Annotated in this window: 18 protein-coding genes and 2 pseudogenes; 12 read left to right on the top strand and 8 right to left on the bottom strand. The window is 49.3% G+C overall.

The genetic code is table 11. The features are described 5' to 3' along the window. Positions 1–104: 104 nt before the first annotated feature. Complete coding sequence (locus JZI27_RS03885; protein WP_122909979.1) at positions 105–1265, bottom strand: iron-containing alcohol dehydrogenase; 1161 nt, start codon at positions 1263–1265, stop codon at positions 105–107. A 111-nt stretch (positions 1266–1376) separates the two neighbouring features. Between JZI27_RS03885 and JZI27_RS03880 the strand changes: the two genes are divergently transcribed. Further along, positions 1377–2870 carry a vWA domain-containing protein gene (locus JZI27_RS03880; RefSeq protein ID WP_280206844.1) on the top strand — a complete coding sequence of 498 codons (1494 nt, stop codon included), beginning with the start codon at positions 1377–1379 and terminating at the stop codon, positions 2868–2870. Between the two features lie 58 nt (positions 2871–2928). Here JZI27_RS03880 and JZI27_RS03875 read toward each other — a convergent pair whose 3' ends face one another. Further along, complete coding sequence (locus JZI27_RS03875; protein WP_280206843.1) at positions 2929–3795, bottom strand: LysR family transcriptional regulator; 867 nt, start codon at positions 3793–3795, stop codon at positions 2929–2931. Between the two features lie 308 nt (positions 3796–4103). Between JZI27_RS03875 and JZI27_RS03870 the strand changes: the two genes are divergently transcribed. Together JZI27_RS03870 and JZI27_RS03865 are read left to right on the top strand one after the other, a co-directional pair. Then, positions 4104–5156: a sodium:solute symporter family transporter gene (locus tag JZI27_RS03870; RefSeq protein ID WP_280206842.1), complete on the top strand. Its 1053-nt coding sequence runs from the start codon at positions 4104–4106 to the stop codon at positions 5154–5156. Positions 5157–5174: 18 nt separating this feature from the next. Beyond that, on the top strand, positions 5175–6125 hold the full coding sequence (locus tag JZI27_RS03865) for a carbon-nitrogen hydrolase family protein (protein ID WP_280206841.1): 951 nt from the start codon (positions 5175–5177) through the stop codon (positions 6123–6125). Between the two features lie 43 nt (positions 6126–6168). On the opposite strand, the gene JZI27_RS03860 is transcribed toward JZI27_RS03865, so the two are convergent. After that, the gene (locus tag JZI27_RS03860) at positions 6169–6765 is read right to left on the bottom strand and encodes a DedA family protein (protein ID WP_245997004.1); all 597 of its coding nucleotides are present in this window, start codon (positions 6763–6765) and stop codon (positions 6169–6171) included. A gap of 459 nt (positions 6766–7224) precedes the next feature. On the opposite strand from JZI27_RS03860, the gene JZI27_RS03855 reads away from it, so the two are divergent. After that, positions 7225–7413: a hypothetical protein gene (locus tag JZI27_RS03855; protein ID WP_280206840.1), complete on the top strand. Its 189-nt coding sequence runs from the start codon at positions 7225–7227 to the stop codon at positions 7411–7413. Positions 7414–7422: 9 nt separating this feature from the next. On the opposite strand, the gene JZI27_RS03850 is transcribed toward JZI27_RS03855, so the two are convergent. Genes JZI27_RS03850 through proV form a run of 3 tightly spaced genes read right to left on the bottom strand, consistent with a single transcriptional unit; the run spans position 7423 to position 10424 of the window. Further along, positions 7423–8352, bottom strand: coding sequence for a glycine betaine ABC transporter substrate-binding protein (locus JZI27_RS03850; RefSeq protein WP_122909985.1), 930 nt, complete (start codon positions 8350–8352; stop codon positions 7423–7425). Positions 8353–8364: 12 nt separating this feature from the next. Then, positions 8365–9204, bottom strand: a complete 840-nt coding sequence (locus JZI27_RS03845; RefSeq protein ID WP_280206839.1) for an ABC transporter permease — start codon at positions 9202–9204, stop codon at positions 8365–8367. Further along, positions 9201–10424, bottom strand: a complete 1224-nt coding sequence (gene proV, locus JZI27_RS03840; RefSeq protein ID WP_122909987.1) for a glycine betaine/L-proline ABC transporter ATP-binding protein ProV — start codon at positions 10422–10424, stop codon at positions 9201–9203. The genes JZI27_RS03845 and proV overlap by 4 nt, the downstream gene beginning before the upstream one ends. A 256-nt stretch (positions 10425–10680) precedes the next feature. On the opposite strand from proV, the gene JZI27_RS03835 reads away from it, so the two are divergent. Together JZI27_RS03835 and JZI27_RS03830 are read left to right on the top strand one after the other, a co-directional pair. After that, positions 10681–11226 (top strand): GbsR/MarR family transcriptional regulator, encoded by a 546-nt coding sequence (locus JZI27_RS03835; RefSeq protein ID WP_122909988.1) that lies wholly within the window; start codon positions 10681–10683, stop codon positions 11224–11226. Between the two features lie 247 nt (positions 11227–11473). Continuing rightward, on the top strand, positions 11474–12034 hold the full coding sequence (locus JZI27_RS03830; RefSeq protein ID WP_122909989.1) for a cysteine hydrolase family protein: 561 nt from the start codon (positions 11474–11476) through the stop codon (positions 12032–12034). Positions 12035–12108: 74 nt separating this feature from the next. Here the strand turns inward: JZI27_RS03830 and JZI27_RS03825 are convergent, their stop codons facing one another. Next, complete coding sequence (locus tag JZI27_RS03825) at positions 12109–12309, bottom strand: YwbE family protein (RefSeq protein WP_122909990.1); 201 nt, start codon at positions 12307–12309, stop codon at positions 12109–12111. A gap of 98 nt (positions 12310–12407) precedes the next feature. Between JZI27_RS03825 and JZI27_RS03820 the strand changes: the two genes are divergently transcribed. The 6 genes and pseudogenes from JZI27_RS03820 to JZI27_RS03800 all read left to right on the top strand — a co-directional run bounded on the left by JZI27_RS03820 (position 12408) and on the right by JZI27_RS03800 (position 14786). Further along, complete coding sequence (locus JZI27_RS03820; RefSeq protein WP_122909991.1) at positions 12408–12884, top strand: hypothetical protein; 477 nt, start codon at positions 12408–12410, stop codon at positions 12882–12884. Positions 12885–13043: 159 nt separating this feature from the next. Further along, positions 13044–13463 (top strand): Hpt domain-containing protein, encoded by a 420-nt coding sequence (locus tag JZI27_RS25025; RefSeq protein WP_481752791.1) that lies wholly within the window; start codon positions 13044–13046, stop codon positions 13461–13463. Continuing rightward, positions 13400–13615, top strand: a pseudogene (locus JZI27_RS25020) (response regulator); the annotation flags it as partial. The gene JZI27_RS25025 and the pseudogene JZI27_RS25020, both read left to right, overlap by 64 nt. A gap of 31 nt (positions 13616–13646) precedes the next feature. Further along, positions 13647–13775: pseudogene (locus JZI27_RS25015) on the top strand (spore gernimation protein); the annotation flags it as partial. Between the two features lie 392 nt (positions 13776–14167). Further along, entirely contained in the window at positions 14168–14395 is a 228-nt protein-coding gene (locus JZI27_RS03805) for a cold-shock protein (RefSeq protein ID WP_481752790.1), read from the top strand. Between the two features lie 79 nt (positions 14396–14474). Beyond that, positions 14475–14786 (top strand): hypothetical protein, encoded by a 312-nt coding sequence (locus JZI27_RS03800; protein ID WP_251243307.1) that lies wholly within the window; start codon positions 14475–14477, stop codon positions 14784–14786. Positions 14787–14844: 58 nt separating this feature from the next. On the opposite strand, the gene JZI27_RS03795 is transcribed toward JZI27_RS03800, so the two are convergent. Further along, on the bottom strand, positions 14845–15975 hold the full coding sequence (locus tag JZI27_RS03795) for a histidine kinase N-terminal domain-containing protein (protein WP_280206837.1): 1131 nt from the start codon (positions 15973–15975) through the stop codon (positions 14845–14847). Between the last annotated feature and the right edge of the window lie 13 nt (positions 15976–15988).

Below are 15988 nucleotides of genomic sequence, written 5' to 3'. Positions count from 1 at the left end.
TGTTACACACACTATTGTAAATGGTTCATTATCATTCGTTTTTTATTATTAAAAAAAAGCCGCGGAAAAATGGCTTTCCGCAGCTGTTCCTATAAGTATGCCTATTAAGCCCGATACGCCTCCTGCAAAATTTGCAGGTAGTCCTCTGCTGTTACGGTGCGGACATTGCTCGGTGTAGAGCCGTTCTTGACAGAGAGCTCGACTATCCGTGGGAAATCCTCCTCGCGAACTCCCGGCAAGTCCCTGAGCCTCGGAATATTGAGGCTGTTCGTCCAGTCCACGATTCCCGCGACCAGCTTTTCGCAGGCCAGCTCGTCTGCATCTGCATCGCTGGCAAAGCCCATAAAGCGTGCCAGACTCGCGTGCAGCGCTTGATCCTCTTGGGCATTGAAGCGCAGGACATACGGCAAAAAGACCGAATTCGCTACACCATGCGGCGTGTCGTACAAGCCACCCAGCGCTTCTGCCAGGCAATGCACTGCGGCTACATCCGCCGAACCAAAGCACAGCCCTGCCAAGAGACTTCCCTCCAGCATGTCATAGCGGGCTTGCTCATTTCTGCCGTCTGCATACGCATCGGGCAAAGCCTTCACGATTTTTCGCATCGCTTGTGCGCCGAACGCTTGGGAGATGGGATTGGTCACTTTGCAGGTATAGCCCTCGATGGCATGCACCAAAGCATCTACCCCTGTGGCTGCTGTCACGGCAGGCGGTACGCTGTAAGTCAGTGCCGGGTCCAGAACGGCCAGTGTCGGTCGAAGTGCTGCGTGTTTCAAGGTCATCTTGCGATGGGTCGCCGCTTCCGTGATCACGGAGGAGCGCGTCACTTCCGATCCGGTACCCGCAGTGGTAGGTATGCAAATGATGGGCGCAATGTTCGCGTATGGCAATAGCCCGTCTGCATATTCAACAGGCGTTCCCCCATTTCGGCCGATGAGCGCAATCGCTTTGCCCGTATCCATCGCGCTGCCTCCCCCGATCGCAACGACCATCTCGGCCGAGGACTCACGGAAAAGTGCCGCTCCTGCCAGACACTCGGTATCGCGTGGATTTTGGCTGAGTGCGTCAAACAGCGTGACCGAAAATCCCGCTCTCTCCAAAGCGGACTGAATCGGCTCGACCAGCCCTGCACGAATGACGCCTGGGTCACTTACCAGAAGAATGGACCTCCCCAGACCCAAGGATTCCAGGATAGCTGGCAGCTCCAGTGACTTCCCTGTCCCCATCTCGATTCTGGTCGAGCAATAATAGCTGTATGTGTTCATGCGACCTTCCCCTCCCGCTCTTTTTTTCATCATACAAGGGTTGGACCGAGCCTACCAGTGTAACAACCTATTTTTTTCCACGTCAGATAGGTCAAAGGGGGTTTTTAATAGATGAGAAAAAAAATCAAAAGCGCAACAGCTGCCGTATGTGTGGCATCGCTAATGGGTTGCAGTATGTCAATGGCTCCAGAGAATTCAGCGCCAGTCTCCATGCAGGATCGAGCCTATCCAGCGGTCAGCTCCAGCCAGGCAGAAATGCCAGCAGCTCCTCGTCAACCGGAAGCTATGACCTTCAAGCATTACGGCACCAATCCGTTTATCTCTACCGATGAAGACAATCTCTCCACGTTTGCCGCTGATGTGGATACAGGCTCCTATTCCATCATGCGCCAGTACATCCGGGAAGGCAATCTTCCGCCCGCAGATGCTGTTCGCGTGGAGGAATATATCCATTATTTTTCGCCGAATTACCCCGCTCCCCGGGACCAAACATTCGCTATTCAAGTGGATGGCGGCCCCTCTCCTTTCGGTTCAGGCTACGAGCTCGTCCGCATCGGAATCAAAGGCAAGGAAATCCCGGCCGTGGATCGAAAGCCAGCTCACCTCGTCTTTGTGATCGACGTCTCTGGATCGATGGAGCAGGAGAACCGCCTGGAGCTGGTAAAGAAAAGCTTGCGCATCCTCGTCGATCAGCTCCAGCCCTCCGATACAGTAGGCATCGTCGTCTATGGCTCGACAGGAGAAGTCATCCTCGACCCTACATCGGTTGAGGACAAGAAAAAGATCCTTGCTTCCATCGACCGCCTCGTTCCCGGCGGCTCGACCAATGCGGAGGAAGGGCTGATGTTGGGCTATGAGATGGCATCGCGTACTTTCGATAAGCAGGCCATCAACCGGGTGATTCTCTGCTCAGACGGTGTCGCCAATGTCGGGGAAACCGGCCCGGACGGTATCCTACGCTCGATTGAAGATTACGCCCGCAAGGATATTTACTTGAGTACCTTCGGCTTCGGTATGGGGAATTACAACGATGTCCTGATGGAGCAGCTCGCCAATAAGGGAGAAGGCAATTACGCGTACATCGACTCCTTTTCAGAAGCAAGGCGAATTTTCACAGAAGCATTGACCGGGACTCTGCAAACGATCGCCCGCGATGTTAAAATCCAGGTGGAGTTCGATCCGCAAAAGGTCGAGCGCTATCGCCTCCTCGGATACGAAAACCGCGATGTGCGGGACGAAGATTTTCGCAATGACGCCAAAGATGCAGGAGAGATCGGTGCCGGCCATGCCGTGACTGCCCTGTATGAAGTCAAGCTGAAGACGGAACAAAAGACTGATCTTGGCACCGTTCGCGTCCGTTACCACGATGTTGCTGCCAATCAGGTAGCAGAGGTTGCCCAGCCCGTGCAGATTCATTCCGAGCTGTCTCAGGAATTGCAATTCCTCGCCACTGTCGCGGAGTTTGCGGAAATATTACGCGAGAGCTACTGGGCAAAAGACAGCTCCCTAGAGCAGGTGTTGGCATCAGCAGAAGCTACGGCCCAAGGAGAACAGCAGCTTGAATTCGTCCGTTTGGTAAAGGACAGTCTGGTTATCAAACGCTGAATGAAGTAATGTAACACAAAAACGCTCTCTTGGCTTGTTCAAGGGAGCGTTTTTCATCTTAGCCGTAGATCTTACGTATAGTTTCCAGGAAGCGCCTTAACGCCGTAGACTGATAGTATTTTTTGCTCGTAATCACCCCTACTTTCCACTTGAATACAGGATTGGTAATCGGGATGGAGACGATTTCGATATTTTTTAGTTTATGCGCAAACACCCGTGGCAGAATGGCAATACCCATCTGCACGGAAACCAGCTCTAATATCAAATCCCATTGCGTGCTTTCCAATAGGACATTCGGCTGGAATCCAGACTGCTCACAAGCGTTCATGACGATTTTGTACAACGCAAACGTCTTGGCGAAAACGATAAATGGCTCGTCCTTCACTTCATGCAGCTCGATATGCGTACGATTGCTGAGCGGATGGTTGGTTGACACACAAAGAACAAAGGAATCCTCATAGATTTGCTCCGTATCCAAGAGTGGGTTGTCTACCGGAAAGACGACGAATCCAACATCCAGCTCTCCTTTTTCCACGAGCTTCTCTGTTAGAAGGCCGCCTCTTTCTTCTATTTTTAATGTCACTCCGGGATAGCGCTCCGTATACGCCTTTCCAATCGGTGGAAAAATGAACGTCCCAATGATCTGCGGCAACCCGATTTTCAAATGACCGGCTGTTGAATCCGACAAATCTTCAATTCCGATTTGCATGCGCTTCATCATCGCGAGTATCTCTTTGCTATGTTCGTACACGATTTCTCCAGCATCTGTCAGCGTGACGTCCCTCATCCTGCGATCAAACAGAGTGACTCCCAATTCTTCCTCCAACCTCTGAACAGACTTGCTGATAGAAGGCTGGGCGATAAACAATTTTTCGCCCGCTCTCGTAAAGTTACGTTCTTCCACCACGGTTACCAGTATTTTCAAGTCTCTTATTTTACAGTCTAAAAGGTTCACTGTTATCACTACTTTCGCTTTTCATTCCAAAACGGAATAGTGTGTATATGATATATATATTTCTCATTATAGTTAAAATGTCTTACTATTTATACTATAAACAATTTTCCGTATGAGGCAACATTCATCGGATTCTTTCCGCAGCCCTTAATCTGGGTACTTCTGTTAAATGCGCTTAATACAGTGATTATTTTCATAGTCTATAAGAAATTCTTTAAACCATTCGCTGAACGAGCAGAAAGAGAATTTGAAGCTTACGAGGAAGGAGAGGAAAACAAATGAGCCAAGCTGTTGTAACCATTATCGTACTCGTTCTTTTCTTGTCGATCTTGCTATGGATTAGCAACCGGGCTTCAAAAGAAAACGTGGCAACACCGAATGACTTCTTCCTCGCTGGACGCGGCTTGGGAACAATCGTCATGACGATGACAACCGGAGCAAGCTATTTCAGTACATGGACACTTCTGGGTGCAATCGGCTCTCATTACCGGGATGGGGTTTGGTTCGTCGCGTTTGCCGCATGGGCTGTCGTACACGCGATGTTCATCTGGCTTTTCGGTACACGGATTTGGTATTTGGGCCGCAAGCATAACTTCATCACACCCGGGGACATGGTAGAGAAATACTTCGACAGTCCTTTCCTGCGAATCCTTTTTGCCGCGGTAGGAATTATCGGCTTGGTTCCGTATATGCTCATCCTGTTCATCGGCATGCTCGCTCATACTCCCGGCCTGGTTCCAGGATTGACCGTGGAAAATAGTGATCGGATTATCCCCCTGTTCTTCTCAAGCTATGCGCCAATCTTTGGTTCCATCGTGGTGGCGGCGGTCATTGCAGCTGGTATTTCTACGATTAACAGTGCTTTGTTATCCTCGGCAAGCTTACTGGTAAATGACTTGTTTGTTCGCTTCGTGAAAAAAGATGCCTCGCTAGAGAAGACAACGCTGATTGCGAAGGCAACCATTTTGCTGATGACCGTATTGATTATCGTTATTTCATTCATTCCTGCTGCACAGGGCTTCCTGGTTCCAGTCGCAGCACTGGGCTATGGAATTGTATTGCAGCTCGTACCAGCTGCACTTGGTCCTCTGTATTGGAAGGGCGGCACCAAGATCGGAGCCATCTCCTCGATCTTCGTCGGCCTGGCAGGTCTCACGTTTGTCTATTTAGGCGGTTCTCCATTACCGATTGGCCCTGCGGCAACCGGATTGATTTTAGGTCTGGCAACTTTCTTTCTCGTCAGCCTGGCTACACAAGATCGTCAGACCCAGACTAAAGAGCAGTTTCACAGTGACCTGAATCGCATTTTTTATCCAGAAAACTCAAGGTAAAGGAAGGGATTGAAGATCATGTCAAAAAACAAACCATTTAAAGTCGCGGTCGTCCAAGCAGGCTCTATCGTCATGGACAAAGAGGCAACTGTAAACAAAACGATTCAGCTGATTAAAGAAGCCGGAAAAAATCAGGCAAAAATCATCTTGTTCCCTGAAGCCTTTATTTCCGCGTACCCGCGTGGCATGTCATTCGGTGCCAAGGTAGGAAGCCGCTCACCGGAGGGACGCAAGGATTTCGCCCGCTATTCGGAAAGCGCCATTACCATTCCAGGTGCAGAGACGGAGGCGATTGGAAAAGCGGTGAAAGAAGCTGGTGCCTACGTCGTGATCGGGGTTATCGAAAAGGATGCTGCCTACAGCGGTGGAACCCTGTATTGTACTGCACTATTCTTTGGACCGGACGGCAGCATTCTCGGAAAGCACCGCAAGCTGAAGCCTACCGGATCGGAGCGACTGATCTGGGGCGAGGGCGACGGAAGTACGCTCCCCGTTTTCGATACGCCATACGGTCGCATAGGTGCCTTGATTTGCTGGGAAAATTACATGCCGCTTGCCCGTGCAGCCATGTACACCAAAGGTGTTCAAATTTATTTGGCCCCTACCGCTGATGCGCGTGATTCCTGGCTCGCTTCCATGCGCCATATCGCACTGGAAGGACGCTGCTTCGTCCTCTCCTGCAACCAGTATTCCACGAAGGCCATGTACCCGCAGGATATTGTAGAGCGTGCAGAGTTCGCAGATCTGGACGATGAATGTTCGCGTGGCGGTAGCTGTATTGTCAGTCCATTAGGCGAGTTCATTGTTGAGCCTGTAGTCGGAAAAGAGGAAATCATTTACGCCGAGCTCAATCTGGATCAGATCACGGAAAGCCAATTTGATTTCGATGTCGTCGGACACTACGCGAGACCAGACGTGTTTCAATTGCTTGTAAATGAAGAGAAAAAAGAGCATACGAAATTTTTCTAAGCAAGAGGGTAATCCATGATCGGATTACCCTCTCCCCTTTTTGCTAGTGACGAGAGATTTGAGACTTTCGCCACACATAGACGCCCATCAGAACCAAGATGACAATCACCAAAAGCCAGACTCCGTAATGTCTCGCGTAGACGATCACCCGATACCACTCCTTGCCCAACGCGAGTCCTAGCTGCAAAAAGGTCATGCTCCAAATAAAAGCACCCGCATAGGCAAAGCCGATGAATTTTCGCACCTCCATCGCTGCCATTCCTGCCAGATAGGCCGTCAAATGGCGAATACCAGGCAAGAAGTAGCTAAAGAGCAGTAAATAGGTGCCGTAGCGGGTGAACATGTTTTGTGTAGCAGCGATCCTGTCGGGTGTGATATGCAGGTATGGCCCTACCCGCAGCAAGAAGGGAAGACCCCATCTCAAACCAATCGCATAGCTGACCGTAATCCCTACCGTCGCACCAAGAAAAGCGCTCAGCAGCGCAAATGGCATCAGCAAAACGCCGCGCGCAACGGAAAAGCCTGCGTAGGTCATGAGCACTTCATCTGGTATAGGCAGACCCACCACGCCCAGCGCAAGAGAAAAAAAGATGCCAAGGTATCCGTACTTCATCACCAAAACATCCAGTATTTGCTCCACGTCAAGCCCCCCGTAATCCCTTCTCTCCTTTATCTTATTCTCAGCACGTCCATTCCCATTCTGGCTTTTTTGGCCCTATCGCAGCAAAAAAGCCCGTTCCCGGTTATGCCGAGGAACGGACTTTTCACGAACATCATTAGGCAGTTGGCTTTTCTTCGTCAGCTTCCTAAGTCTGACTGTTTGCGGATGCCTTCTTGGCTTTGGAATACGGCAATGAACCGGAGTTTGCTGCACATGCTGTCCTGGTCTCTACCCTGCTCAGTACCCTTACGCTGACGTTTTGCATTGCGCTGGCGGCAACCTTGTTTCCTTGAATGAAACTAAACTCGGATGACGGTCGGACTTTAGAGGAGGAGAGAACAAAGCGAAGATCGTTGGGTTGCCTACCGAGACGGAGTGAAAAAAACGAAACACGCCTTTAAGCGTCCACCCCTGAGAGACTCCTTGGAGGTGACTGCTTTGGACGCGGTTTCGTTTTTTTCATGGAGTCGGGCAGTGAACCTCCTATGCAGGCAGCCCAAGAAGCTGAAGCGTTTTCTCCTGTTTCCTGCCCACCACAACGTTTGGATCAACGTGTCCTTTATTCATTTTTCACGTCAAAAAGCACCGCCGGAGGTACATCCGACGGTGCTTGCTCTATCCTTGTAATTATAGCTCCTACTTCTTCAGATCCTCGATGGAGTTGATCTCCATGTACTTCGGCACAGCCAATCCCAGCTTGGTTCCGCTCAGGTTGGGGCCGAGGTCTTCGATCTGGTCGCCCAGCTTCTTGTAGTAATCCTCATGCGTAGTTGGCAGCCAAGCCGCTACCATACCGTCTACATCCCCATTGGAAACACCAATCCACATCGGTCCGGCTTCCACCTGGCTCAGCTCGACCTTGTACTTCAGCTTTTGCTCCAGCACTTGCTTGACGACATTGGTGCTGGCAATCTCGGAATCCCAAGCAACATACGCAAGGGTCAGTTTTTTACCCTCTGCCGGCTCAATGCCTTCGACCCACTGGTTCACCAAGGGTTCATTTTCCTTCACCCAGGCATCAGCTGCTTCCTCCGGCTTTTTGCCATCGGCGATCTCGAGCATCACTTTTTCCATATCTGCTGGCGTCCAAGAGAACTTGTCGAGGAAGGCATACGCACTAGGCTGCTCCTCTTTCAAGCCTTTGCGGACGATCGTGTGGATTTGCTCATCCGCTCCATACACGCCTTTTGGATCCTCCAGGTATTTCATTTCAAACTTGGAGAACATCCAGTGTGGTGTCCAGCCTGTCACGATGATCGGCTTTTGATCCTTGTACGCTTGCGTCAGTGCCGCGGTCATCGCCGCACTGGAGCCTTCCACCAGCTCCCAATCCTTGAGATCGTATTCGCTCATGGCTTTTTCGGTTGCCTTCATCAGGCCGGCACCCGGGTCAATTCCGATGATTTTGTAATCGACTTGTTGACCGACGGCACCTTGCGCACTTTCACCGTTATTCGGTGCTGGCTGATTTCCTTCAGGTGCTGGCGTAGCGTTGGAGCATCCCACCATCAGCATGCTGATTCCGAGTGCCACGGTCAAACCTTTCCAGATATGTTTTTTCTTCATGAAAAACCCCTCCTAGGCATTTTTTCTCTTTCCTACACTTTGGGTGATTCGATCCAGCAGAATGGCGATAATGACGATTGCCAATCCAGCCTCGAAGCCTTCCCCAATCTTGATCTGGGTTACAGCGCGATAGACGTCGGCACCCAAGCCCTTTGCTCCAATCATCGAAGCGATAACCACCATCGAGAGCGCCAGCATGATGCTTTGATTGATCCCGGCCATCATCGTGGTTTTGGCGATAGGCAGCTGTACCTTGAACAATTTTTGAAAATAGGTAGAGCCGAACGAATCTGCAGCTTCGATCAAATCCGAGGGAACCTGCCGGATACCCAGATTGGTCAGGCGAATCGTAGGTGGCATCGCAAAAATCACAGATGCGATCACCCCCGGTACCTGTCCCAATCCGAAGAAGAAAATCGCTGGAATCAGATAGACGAAGGCTGGCATCGTCTGCATGAAGTCCAACATCGGTGTGATCACATTTTGCACTGCATCCTTACGCGCACACCAGATCCCGACTGGAATCCCAATGACGACAGAGATCAGTCCTGCGGTCAGCACCAGCGCCAGCGTCTGCATCGAATGTTCCCAGTACCCAAGATTTTGAATCAATAGGAGCCCAATAAATGTAAAAAGAGCAATCGATACTTTACCTGCCCGGTACGCGAGCAGTGTGAAAACGATCAACAGTACCCAAAATGGCAAGCCTGTCAAAATAAAGTGAAACAGATCCACTGTCCCGCCAATTCCTGCCGAAATCAGGTCGAACAAAAATCCCAGCTTGTCATCCAAGACATCTACAATCGTCTCTACCCACTCATCGAGCGGCAGCTTGGGGATCATTTGACTCATTGTTCCTTCACCTGCCCTTCATCTGTCGGCAGACCTGTTTCCTGGTTGACCTTACCTGCCAAACCACCCAGAACGGCCCCCTTCACGATCACACCCAGCAATTTCCCTTGCTCTTCGACTACCGCAACGGGTACATCCGAGAACGCCACCAGGTCAAACAGATCGTTCAACAGGGTTTGCGGTCCTACCGTAGGTACTTCTTTTCTCAAGACATCTTCCAGTGTCTTGCCTTCCTGCTTGGCTTCGTTCACCGCATCAGCTGTCAGTACGCCGAGCAGCATTTTTCTTTTGTCCACCACGTACAAGGTAGAAACCCCTCTGTCCCGCATCAACTGCAGAGCTACACGCGGACCTCTGTCCAGCGTAATCGTCTCGGCGCGCTTCATGACATGTTCTGCTGACAGGATTTTGGAACGGTCTACATCTTCAACGAATCGCTCTACATATTCGTTGGCGGGGTTGGTCAGGATTTCTTCTGGCGACCCTACCTGTACCACGGCTCCATCCTTCATCAACGCAATCCGGTCTCCGATCTTCAATGCCTCGTCCAAATCATGCGTGATGAAGATAATCGTTTTTTGCATCGAGCTCTGGAGCTCCAGCAGCTCATCCTGCATGTCCTTGCGAATCAACGGATCAAGCGCACTGAACGCCTCATCCATTAACAACACGTCCGGTTCGTTCGCCAAAGCACGAGCGAGACCAACACGTTGCTGCATCCCGCCGCTCAATTGATCAGGATAGCTCTTCTCCCAACCGGCGAGCCCCACCAACGCGAGGGACTCCTGCGCTTTTTTCTCGCGCTCTGCTTTTGGAACGTTTTGGACCTCCAAGCCATACGCGGCATTGTCCAGCACGGTTCTGTGCGGAAACAAAGCGAATTTCTGGAACACCATCCCGAGCTTCTTGCGGCGTACCTCCTGCAATTGTTCCGTATTCATCCGCACGATATCCTGGCCGTCAATGAGCACCCGTCCACTCGTCGGCTCAATCAGACGATTCAATAACCGAACCAGTGTAGATTTCCCGCTCCCGGAAAGACCCATAATCACGAAAATCTCTCCAGCATGCACTTCAAAGTTAGCTTGGTTGACACCAACAGTCAGACCCGTTTCTTTCAGGATTTCCTGTTTGGATCGTCCCTGCTCCAACAGCTGCAAGGCACGTTGGGGCTGGCGTCCAAAGATTTTTGTCAGATTTTCTACTTGAATCTTGGGCATATGGTCACCTCCAACTTTCTGCCCGAATCCGGACTTTTCTTTACACTATCCATTCTATCGGAGGGGTCGGTTTTACCTCAAATTGGGTGAGGCGTGATATTCGGGCGTTTTTAGCGTTCAGAAAAAACTTTACGTACTTTTCTTACCGTATTCGCAGAATAACTCGGATATACTGTACGATATATCCATTTACTTTTTGCAGTCAGAAACGTACAATCTACTCAGGCAAATTGACCAGAGGAGTGCTTTTTTCAAAATGGAACCCAATCAGGAAAAAATCCTCGCCAAGGCACAAGATCGCGTGATTGAGACTCTAGCCCGAAACATGGATTTGTACGGCATCACGATGTCTACCGGTCTCTTGTACGGCACCCTGCTTTTTCAGGACAAGTCCATGACGCTTGATGAAATGGGACAGGCGCTGGGAATGAGCAAGACGAGCATGAGCACCAGCGTGCGTACATTACTCGATATGAATATGGTTGATAAGATATGGAAAAAAGGAACTCGCAAGGATCACTACGAGGTAAATCTGGACTGGTACCAGAATTTCATCGATCTTTTTTCCACCAAATGGCGGCATGCCTGTGAGCAAAATGTAATGGTTTTGAAAAAGTCCTTGCAGGAGCTTTATGCGCTCAAGGAGTCGGAAGAATGGTCTGCCGAAGACCTTGAACGTGTAAACCTCAGTATTCAAAGGATCGAGAATGGCTTGGAGTACTACCAATGGCTCTCCCGCTTGATCGACTCCTTTGAATCCCACGATATCTTTCAGTTTGTACCGAAACAGGAAAAAGAATGAGAAGAAGCCCAGATACAAAAAACGCTCCTGCTGTTGGGATCATGCAAACAGCAGGAGCGTTTTTGTATTTGTTTCCCATGACTCATGATATACTTCTCTTGCAGCCCTTCGCTGCCATTCTTTCCCTTGAAAGGAGCTGACGAAAATGAACAAACACTATGAGCTTTCTTATTCTTGCATGCAAACCACCAGCAACCAAAGGGGGAACCTGGCAGACTGACGTTCTCCCACCATAGGAGGAAACGAAATGATTCGCAAAACAGCACTACTCGTCATTGATGCCCAAACAGGCATTATCGAAGATCCATCGAATGGTCCGGTTCACAATCCAGCAGGCTTGATCCAGACCATCCAGCATGTGCTCACAGAAGCACGTCAAAGATCGATACCGGTTCTGTATGTACAGGACCTGGATGTTGCCGAGGCAGGAGAAGAGGCTTTTGCTATTCATCCCGCCATTGCACCCCTGCCTGATGAACCAGTCGTCTTGAAAAGAGCAACGGATTCCTTTCACGGAACCACCTTGCATGAACAGCTGCAGGCGAACGGCATCAACCATCTCGTGATCGTGGGATGCAAAACCGAATACTGCATCGACAGCGCTTGCCGCAAAGCAACGACTCTCGGCTATGATGTCACCCTGGTCCGTGACGGCCACTCGACCAGCGACAGCGCGGTTTTGTCTGGTGAACAGATCATTGCCCATCACAATACCTGCCTGCATGGTCTTGGAAATCTGGAGCCTTTTATTCTGGTTCGCCATTCGCAGGAAAACGTCTTCGAACCTACTCACGACTCGTATCGTTAACGCCAATACAATTGAATCATAAAGAAGGATAGATCCAGCAAACGGGTCTATCCTTCTTTCATTACTGACCTACACTATCCCTTTCGGATGATTTCCTGCACTCTTCCCACCTGTCCATCTGTCAGACGAACCTTGATTCCATGAGGATGTGTCGCCGAGTTGGTCAGAATGTCTTTGACGATACCCCGCGTCCTTTTGCCAGTACGCTGGTCCTGTTTCAAAACAATATCAACTTCAAGTCCTGCAAGGACATCCTTGCGATTTTTGCCATTCATGCTGATTCCCTCTTTTCCCTTGCCTCTCAAGATTTTCATTCTTTGTGCCTACGTGTGATATAATCGACGAACAAACTATCCAAATCACGGAGGAATCCATGCTATCTTTTGAAGATAAACTGGCGATCATCGAATCATTTCCCCAGTTAACCCGTAATAACGTCTCCCTCAAGCGTGTCAATTTCCATTATGAAGGCAGCCTGCACGATAAAAAAACAGTCGTGTATCATCTCCATCCGAACGGCAATGGCTTTGTCTATGGGGCGTACCTCAAAGGCTATAGAAAAGATGATAAAGGCTTCGTCAACATTCGCGATTTCTCAGAAGACGAGCTTCGCACCATCATCGAGGCTTCCATTCAGATGCTCTCGGAAAAACGGGAGCCTGTCGTACAAGCAGCCGCACAAAAAGAGGAGCTGGAGGAAACCTGGGTCGACCAAGAGAACCGTACCTTGATCCTTCAAGAGGAAGACACGCTGTGGAACGTCTACCACGGTTTGAACCTGGAGGCTTCCTTTGAATCGTACAAGGAAGCTGCACAGTATCTGAACGAAGAAGGCTTTTTTAAAAAATAGGCAGGACCTGTCTCCTTTCAGCTGTCCCCTCGTTCGCTAATCTGACAAGGAATATGGATTGGATAAACGCACCTGTTGTGATACTCTTCGACCTAGTTAGATGTACATTACCAGATCGCTGACGTTTCAACAACTTGCACCAACAGCGCTGATGACTGTATGTGGCGATCGCAACCAACGGGGGACAATACCGGCATGAAGAAATACCGCGATACCTTGATTCTCAATATACACAAGCAACTGGAGGCCTGGTTTGACCAAACCGGGCCTATTCCTCATGAGGAGCTTTACCGTTTCCTGCATTCGTTAAAAGGGACTGCTGGCACGATCGGACTTCAGGATTTGGCTGACGTTGCGCAAGTCTTGCTGAACCAGCTAGAAAACTTGCCGCCAAAAGATTGGAAATCAACGGAATGTCAGCAATTCATCCTCACCAGGAGCTCATTTTTGACGACGAAATCCATGAACTCCCTCATCTCCCGCATTCTAACGTACTATCCAAGGAGTCTAACCCTATTGACATCAGCTCCAGCAATGGCAGTGAAGAAGGACAGGTCGTCATCATCGAGGATGACCTGAACCTGTCCGAGCTGCTGCGCGACGAGCTGATCGGATCTGGCTTTACCGTCCATTCCTATTCCCAGGTGTCGCAAGCATTGCGTGCCATCGAGGAGCTGAAGCCTGACGCCGTGGTCCTGGATCTGGTACTCAAGGATGGCGAGAACGATTGGGAAGTCATTGAGAAGATGAGAAATCACCCCCATGAAAAACCATACCATTACCTTCTTTCAGACTGGCATGATGATGATGCTGACGATAGGCTTAATGAACCATGTGATCGTCATTCCGATTCTACTGGATGCAGCAAAACGAGACTCGTGGATTTCTGTGCGGGCAAAATCTTCTTCTCCATGTTTCTGTTGAAGGCGAGATTACACAGCTGTTGCGCGTAACTAAAGAAGCTGAATGAAAGAAATGGATTCGAGAAGCTATCGCCGGCGAGATTCGGAGAACGTATCAGGAAGGATTGAAATTTAAGGTCGATGCGCTCCAGCTATCGAACGCCTTGTACAGAAAGTATCCACATCAATGGCATCGCCTGGCGGTTGACCGGGAGCTGCCATTGGATGAGAATTCGATCAAATCCATTAAGTTTCAGGTCAAGTTGCTAGGCGGCAATTTATCAAAGCTCAGGGAACATAAATAATGGGCAGACTAAAAATAATGTTGGTATAAATATCGATGCTTCCTCACACATTAATAGAGGTTACTTTTTTGGAAGGATGCCCCGCGAAGGAGGAGTTCACATGTATTTCTCAAAAAAAGCAGTAGTTCCTGTCGAAGAAGAAGAAACTGACGTATGGACTTGCAGTACGGACGGCTGTACGTGTTGGATGAGAGATAACTTTTCCTTTGAAAAAAGCCCCACCTGTCCCTTTTGTCAGGGCGAAATGACCAAGGACACCCGCATGCTCCCCGTGTTGATGAATCATAGCAAACGAAACTCCTGATTTTCTTCTCACTCGAACTCTTGCCGGAACTCCTCTACTTCCCTACAATATACATACGATGATTTTGAGGAGCATGCCGATGAACAAAAAAGAGATGGAAGCCCAAGTGATTCAAGCCTACCAGCGAGACGAGGGCATGATGATACTCGTCTTTGCGCAGTGGTGCGTCAATCAGGGGCTTGACGCGCGTGAATTGTATCGCCGCGCTTACCCTGATCAGGGCGATAATCCGCTTCTTGCCCAAATGCTTGACAATACGGTTCCCAAGGAAGAAGCTGAGGAGATTCCCGACGGAACTTTACTTGGCGTTCTCTCCCTTTTCGGCAATGACGAATTGGCATTTGTCGTAAGCGAAGAGATCGAGCGACTCCAAAAACAGAAGAAAGCATAGAATAAACGCTAGTCTTTTTCACTGAAAAAAGCAGGTGCAGTCGGATCAACGATCCGATCTACACCTGCTTTTTGTCATACTCATGGAAGGCATGTATTTGTTTAAAGCACATGGTAAACGTCGTCCGTTCGTCAGAGGATTCGCAAGTAATCGTACCTTCATGGCGCTCAATGATCTCCTTGCATACATACAGTCCGATACCCGTTCCTAGCTCCTTGGTTGTAAAAAATGGCTCAAAAATAACAGGCAGCACATCTGGCGGAATAGGTACCCCATTGTTGGAAATAGCGATGTTGGCTTGTTTGCCCTCCTGACTCGCTTCGATGCTGATGAGCCTCTCTCCTGTGATCCGCTGCAGGGCATCCAGGGCGTTGGAAATGATGTTGATCAGCACCTGCCTGATTTCATCCCTGCTGCCAGTCAATTCGCATGCTGGATCGATGACACACGTGATCTCAGCGTTGACATCCACAATCGTAGGGTAGAGAAAAGCCAAAATCTCTTCAAACAGCTGATGGACATTGAAGATTTCGTCATTCTTTAGCACAGCCGAACCTTTTTTTGAAACAAGCAAAAATTGTGACACGCTGTAGTTCAACTGATGTAATTCATTTTCAATAATATGTAGGTAGGGCAATTCTGGATGATCTTCGCGAATTAGTTTGGAAAACCCAATGATCGAAGTTAACGGATTGCGGAATTCATGCACAAAGCTGGATGCCAATTGGCCCAAAATGGTCAGCCTGTCTTTGTGCGATCGCTCGATAAACATCTGCTTTTCTGCCAGATCCCTGTTTTTCAGTTCTGTATATCTGGATACGGCATGCACCAGGAAAATATCAAAACATTCATTTATTTTCAACAAGGCCGGTAGCAGAACAGAAGCAGTAATTCCTCCCTCCTGCAAGCAATCGAGGATCAGTTTACGTCCCAAGCAAACGTTGTGAACAAAATCACCAATATTGATTTTTGCCTGATTACGCTCACAAGCCACCTTAAAGGCCAGGTTTCGAATATCCTCCTCGGTTATCTCGGAGCGAAAATACCCGATGACCATTCGATACATCGCTTGTCCATTTAGATGAATTCTGTCTTTTAAATGATCGTGTTCGGATACCACTACCTGGTTTTTAAACTGTTCTACGATTTTTTCTTCCTGTTCGTCCAGAAATACTGTTAATGGATCCATGAACAACGCTTTC

Origin of the sequence: Brevibacillus sp. AY1, assembly GCF_029870785.1 — a bacterium.
Classification (GTDB): domain Bacteria; phylum Bacillota; class Bacilli; order Brevibacillales; family Brevibacillaceae; genus Brevibacillus; species Brevibacillus invocatus.
The sequence above is the reverse complement of the archived record's forward strand: the minus strand, read 5'-3'. Positions and strand labels throughout refer to the sequence as shown.

What these genes read in the sequence shown, in the direction of transcription:
- JZI27_RS03885 (WP_122909979.1), bottom strand. Translation starts at nt 1,265, where the DNA reads ATGAACACATACAGCTATTATTGCTCGACCAGAATCGAGATGGGGACA.
- JZI27_RS03865 (WP_280206841.1), top strand. Translation starts at nt 5,175, where the DNA reads ATGTCAAAAAACAAACCATTTAAAGTCGCGGTCGTCCAAGCAGGCTCT.
- JZI27_RS03800 (WP_251243307.1), top strand. Translation starts at nt 14,475, where the DNA reads ATGAACAAAAAAGAGATGGAAGCCCAAGTGATTCAAGCCTACCAGCGA.
- JZI27_RS03850 (WP_122909985.1), bottom strand. Translation starts at nt 8,352, where the DNA reads ATGAAGAAAAAACATATCTGGAAAGGTTTGACCGTGGCACTCGGAATC.
- JZI27_RS03825 (WP_122909990.1), bottom strand. Translation starts at nt 12,309, where the DNA reads ATGAATGGCAAAAATCGCAAGGATGTCCTTGCAGGACTTGAAGTTGAT.
- JZI27_RS03830 (WP_122909989.1), top strand. Translation starts at nt 11,474, where the DNA reads ATGATTCGCAAAACAGCACTACTCGTCATTGATGCCCAAACAGGCATT.
- JZI27_RS03820 (WP_122909991.1), top strand. Translation starts at nt 12,408, where the DNA reads ATGCTATCTTTTGAAGATAAACTGGCGATCATCGAATCATTTCCCCAG.
- JZI27_RS03795 (WP_280206837.1), bottom strand. Translation starts at nt 15,975, where the DNA reads ATGGATCCATTAACAGTATTTCTGGACGAACAGGAAGAAAAAATCGTA.
- JZI27_RS25025 (WP_481752791.1), top strand. Translation starts at nt 13,044, where the DNA reads ATGTGGCGATCGCAACCAACGGGGGACAATACCGGCATGAAGAAATAC.
- proV (WP_122909987.1), bottom strand. Translation starts at nt 10,424, where the DNA reads ATGCCCAAGATTCAAGTAGAAAATCTGACAAAAATCTTTGGACGCCAG.
- JZI27_RS03845 (WP_280206839.1), bottom strand. Translation starts at nt 9,204, where the DNA reads ATGAGTCAAATGATCCCCAAGCTGCCGCTCGATGAGTGGGTAGAGACG.
- JZI27_RS03870 (WP_280206842.1), top strand. Translation starts at nt 4,104, where the DNA reads ATGAGCCAAGCTGTTGTAACCATTATCGTACTCGTTCTTTTCTTGTCG.
- JZI27_RS03835 (WP_122909988.1), top strand. Translation starts at nt 10,681, where the DNA reads ATGGAACCCAATCAGGAAAAAATCCTCGCCAAGGCACAAGATCGCGTG.
- JZI27_RS03880 (WP_280206844.1), top strand. Translation starts at nt 1,377, where the DNA reads ATGAGAAAAAAAATCAAAAGCGCAACAGCTGCCGTATGTGTGGCATCG.
- JZI27_RS03805 (WP_481752790.1), top strand. Translation starts at nt 14,168, where the DNA reads ATGCCCCGCGAAGGAGGAGTTCACATGTATTTCTCAAAAAAAGCAGTA.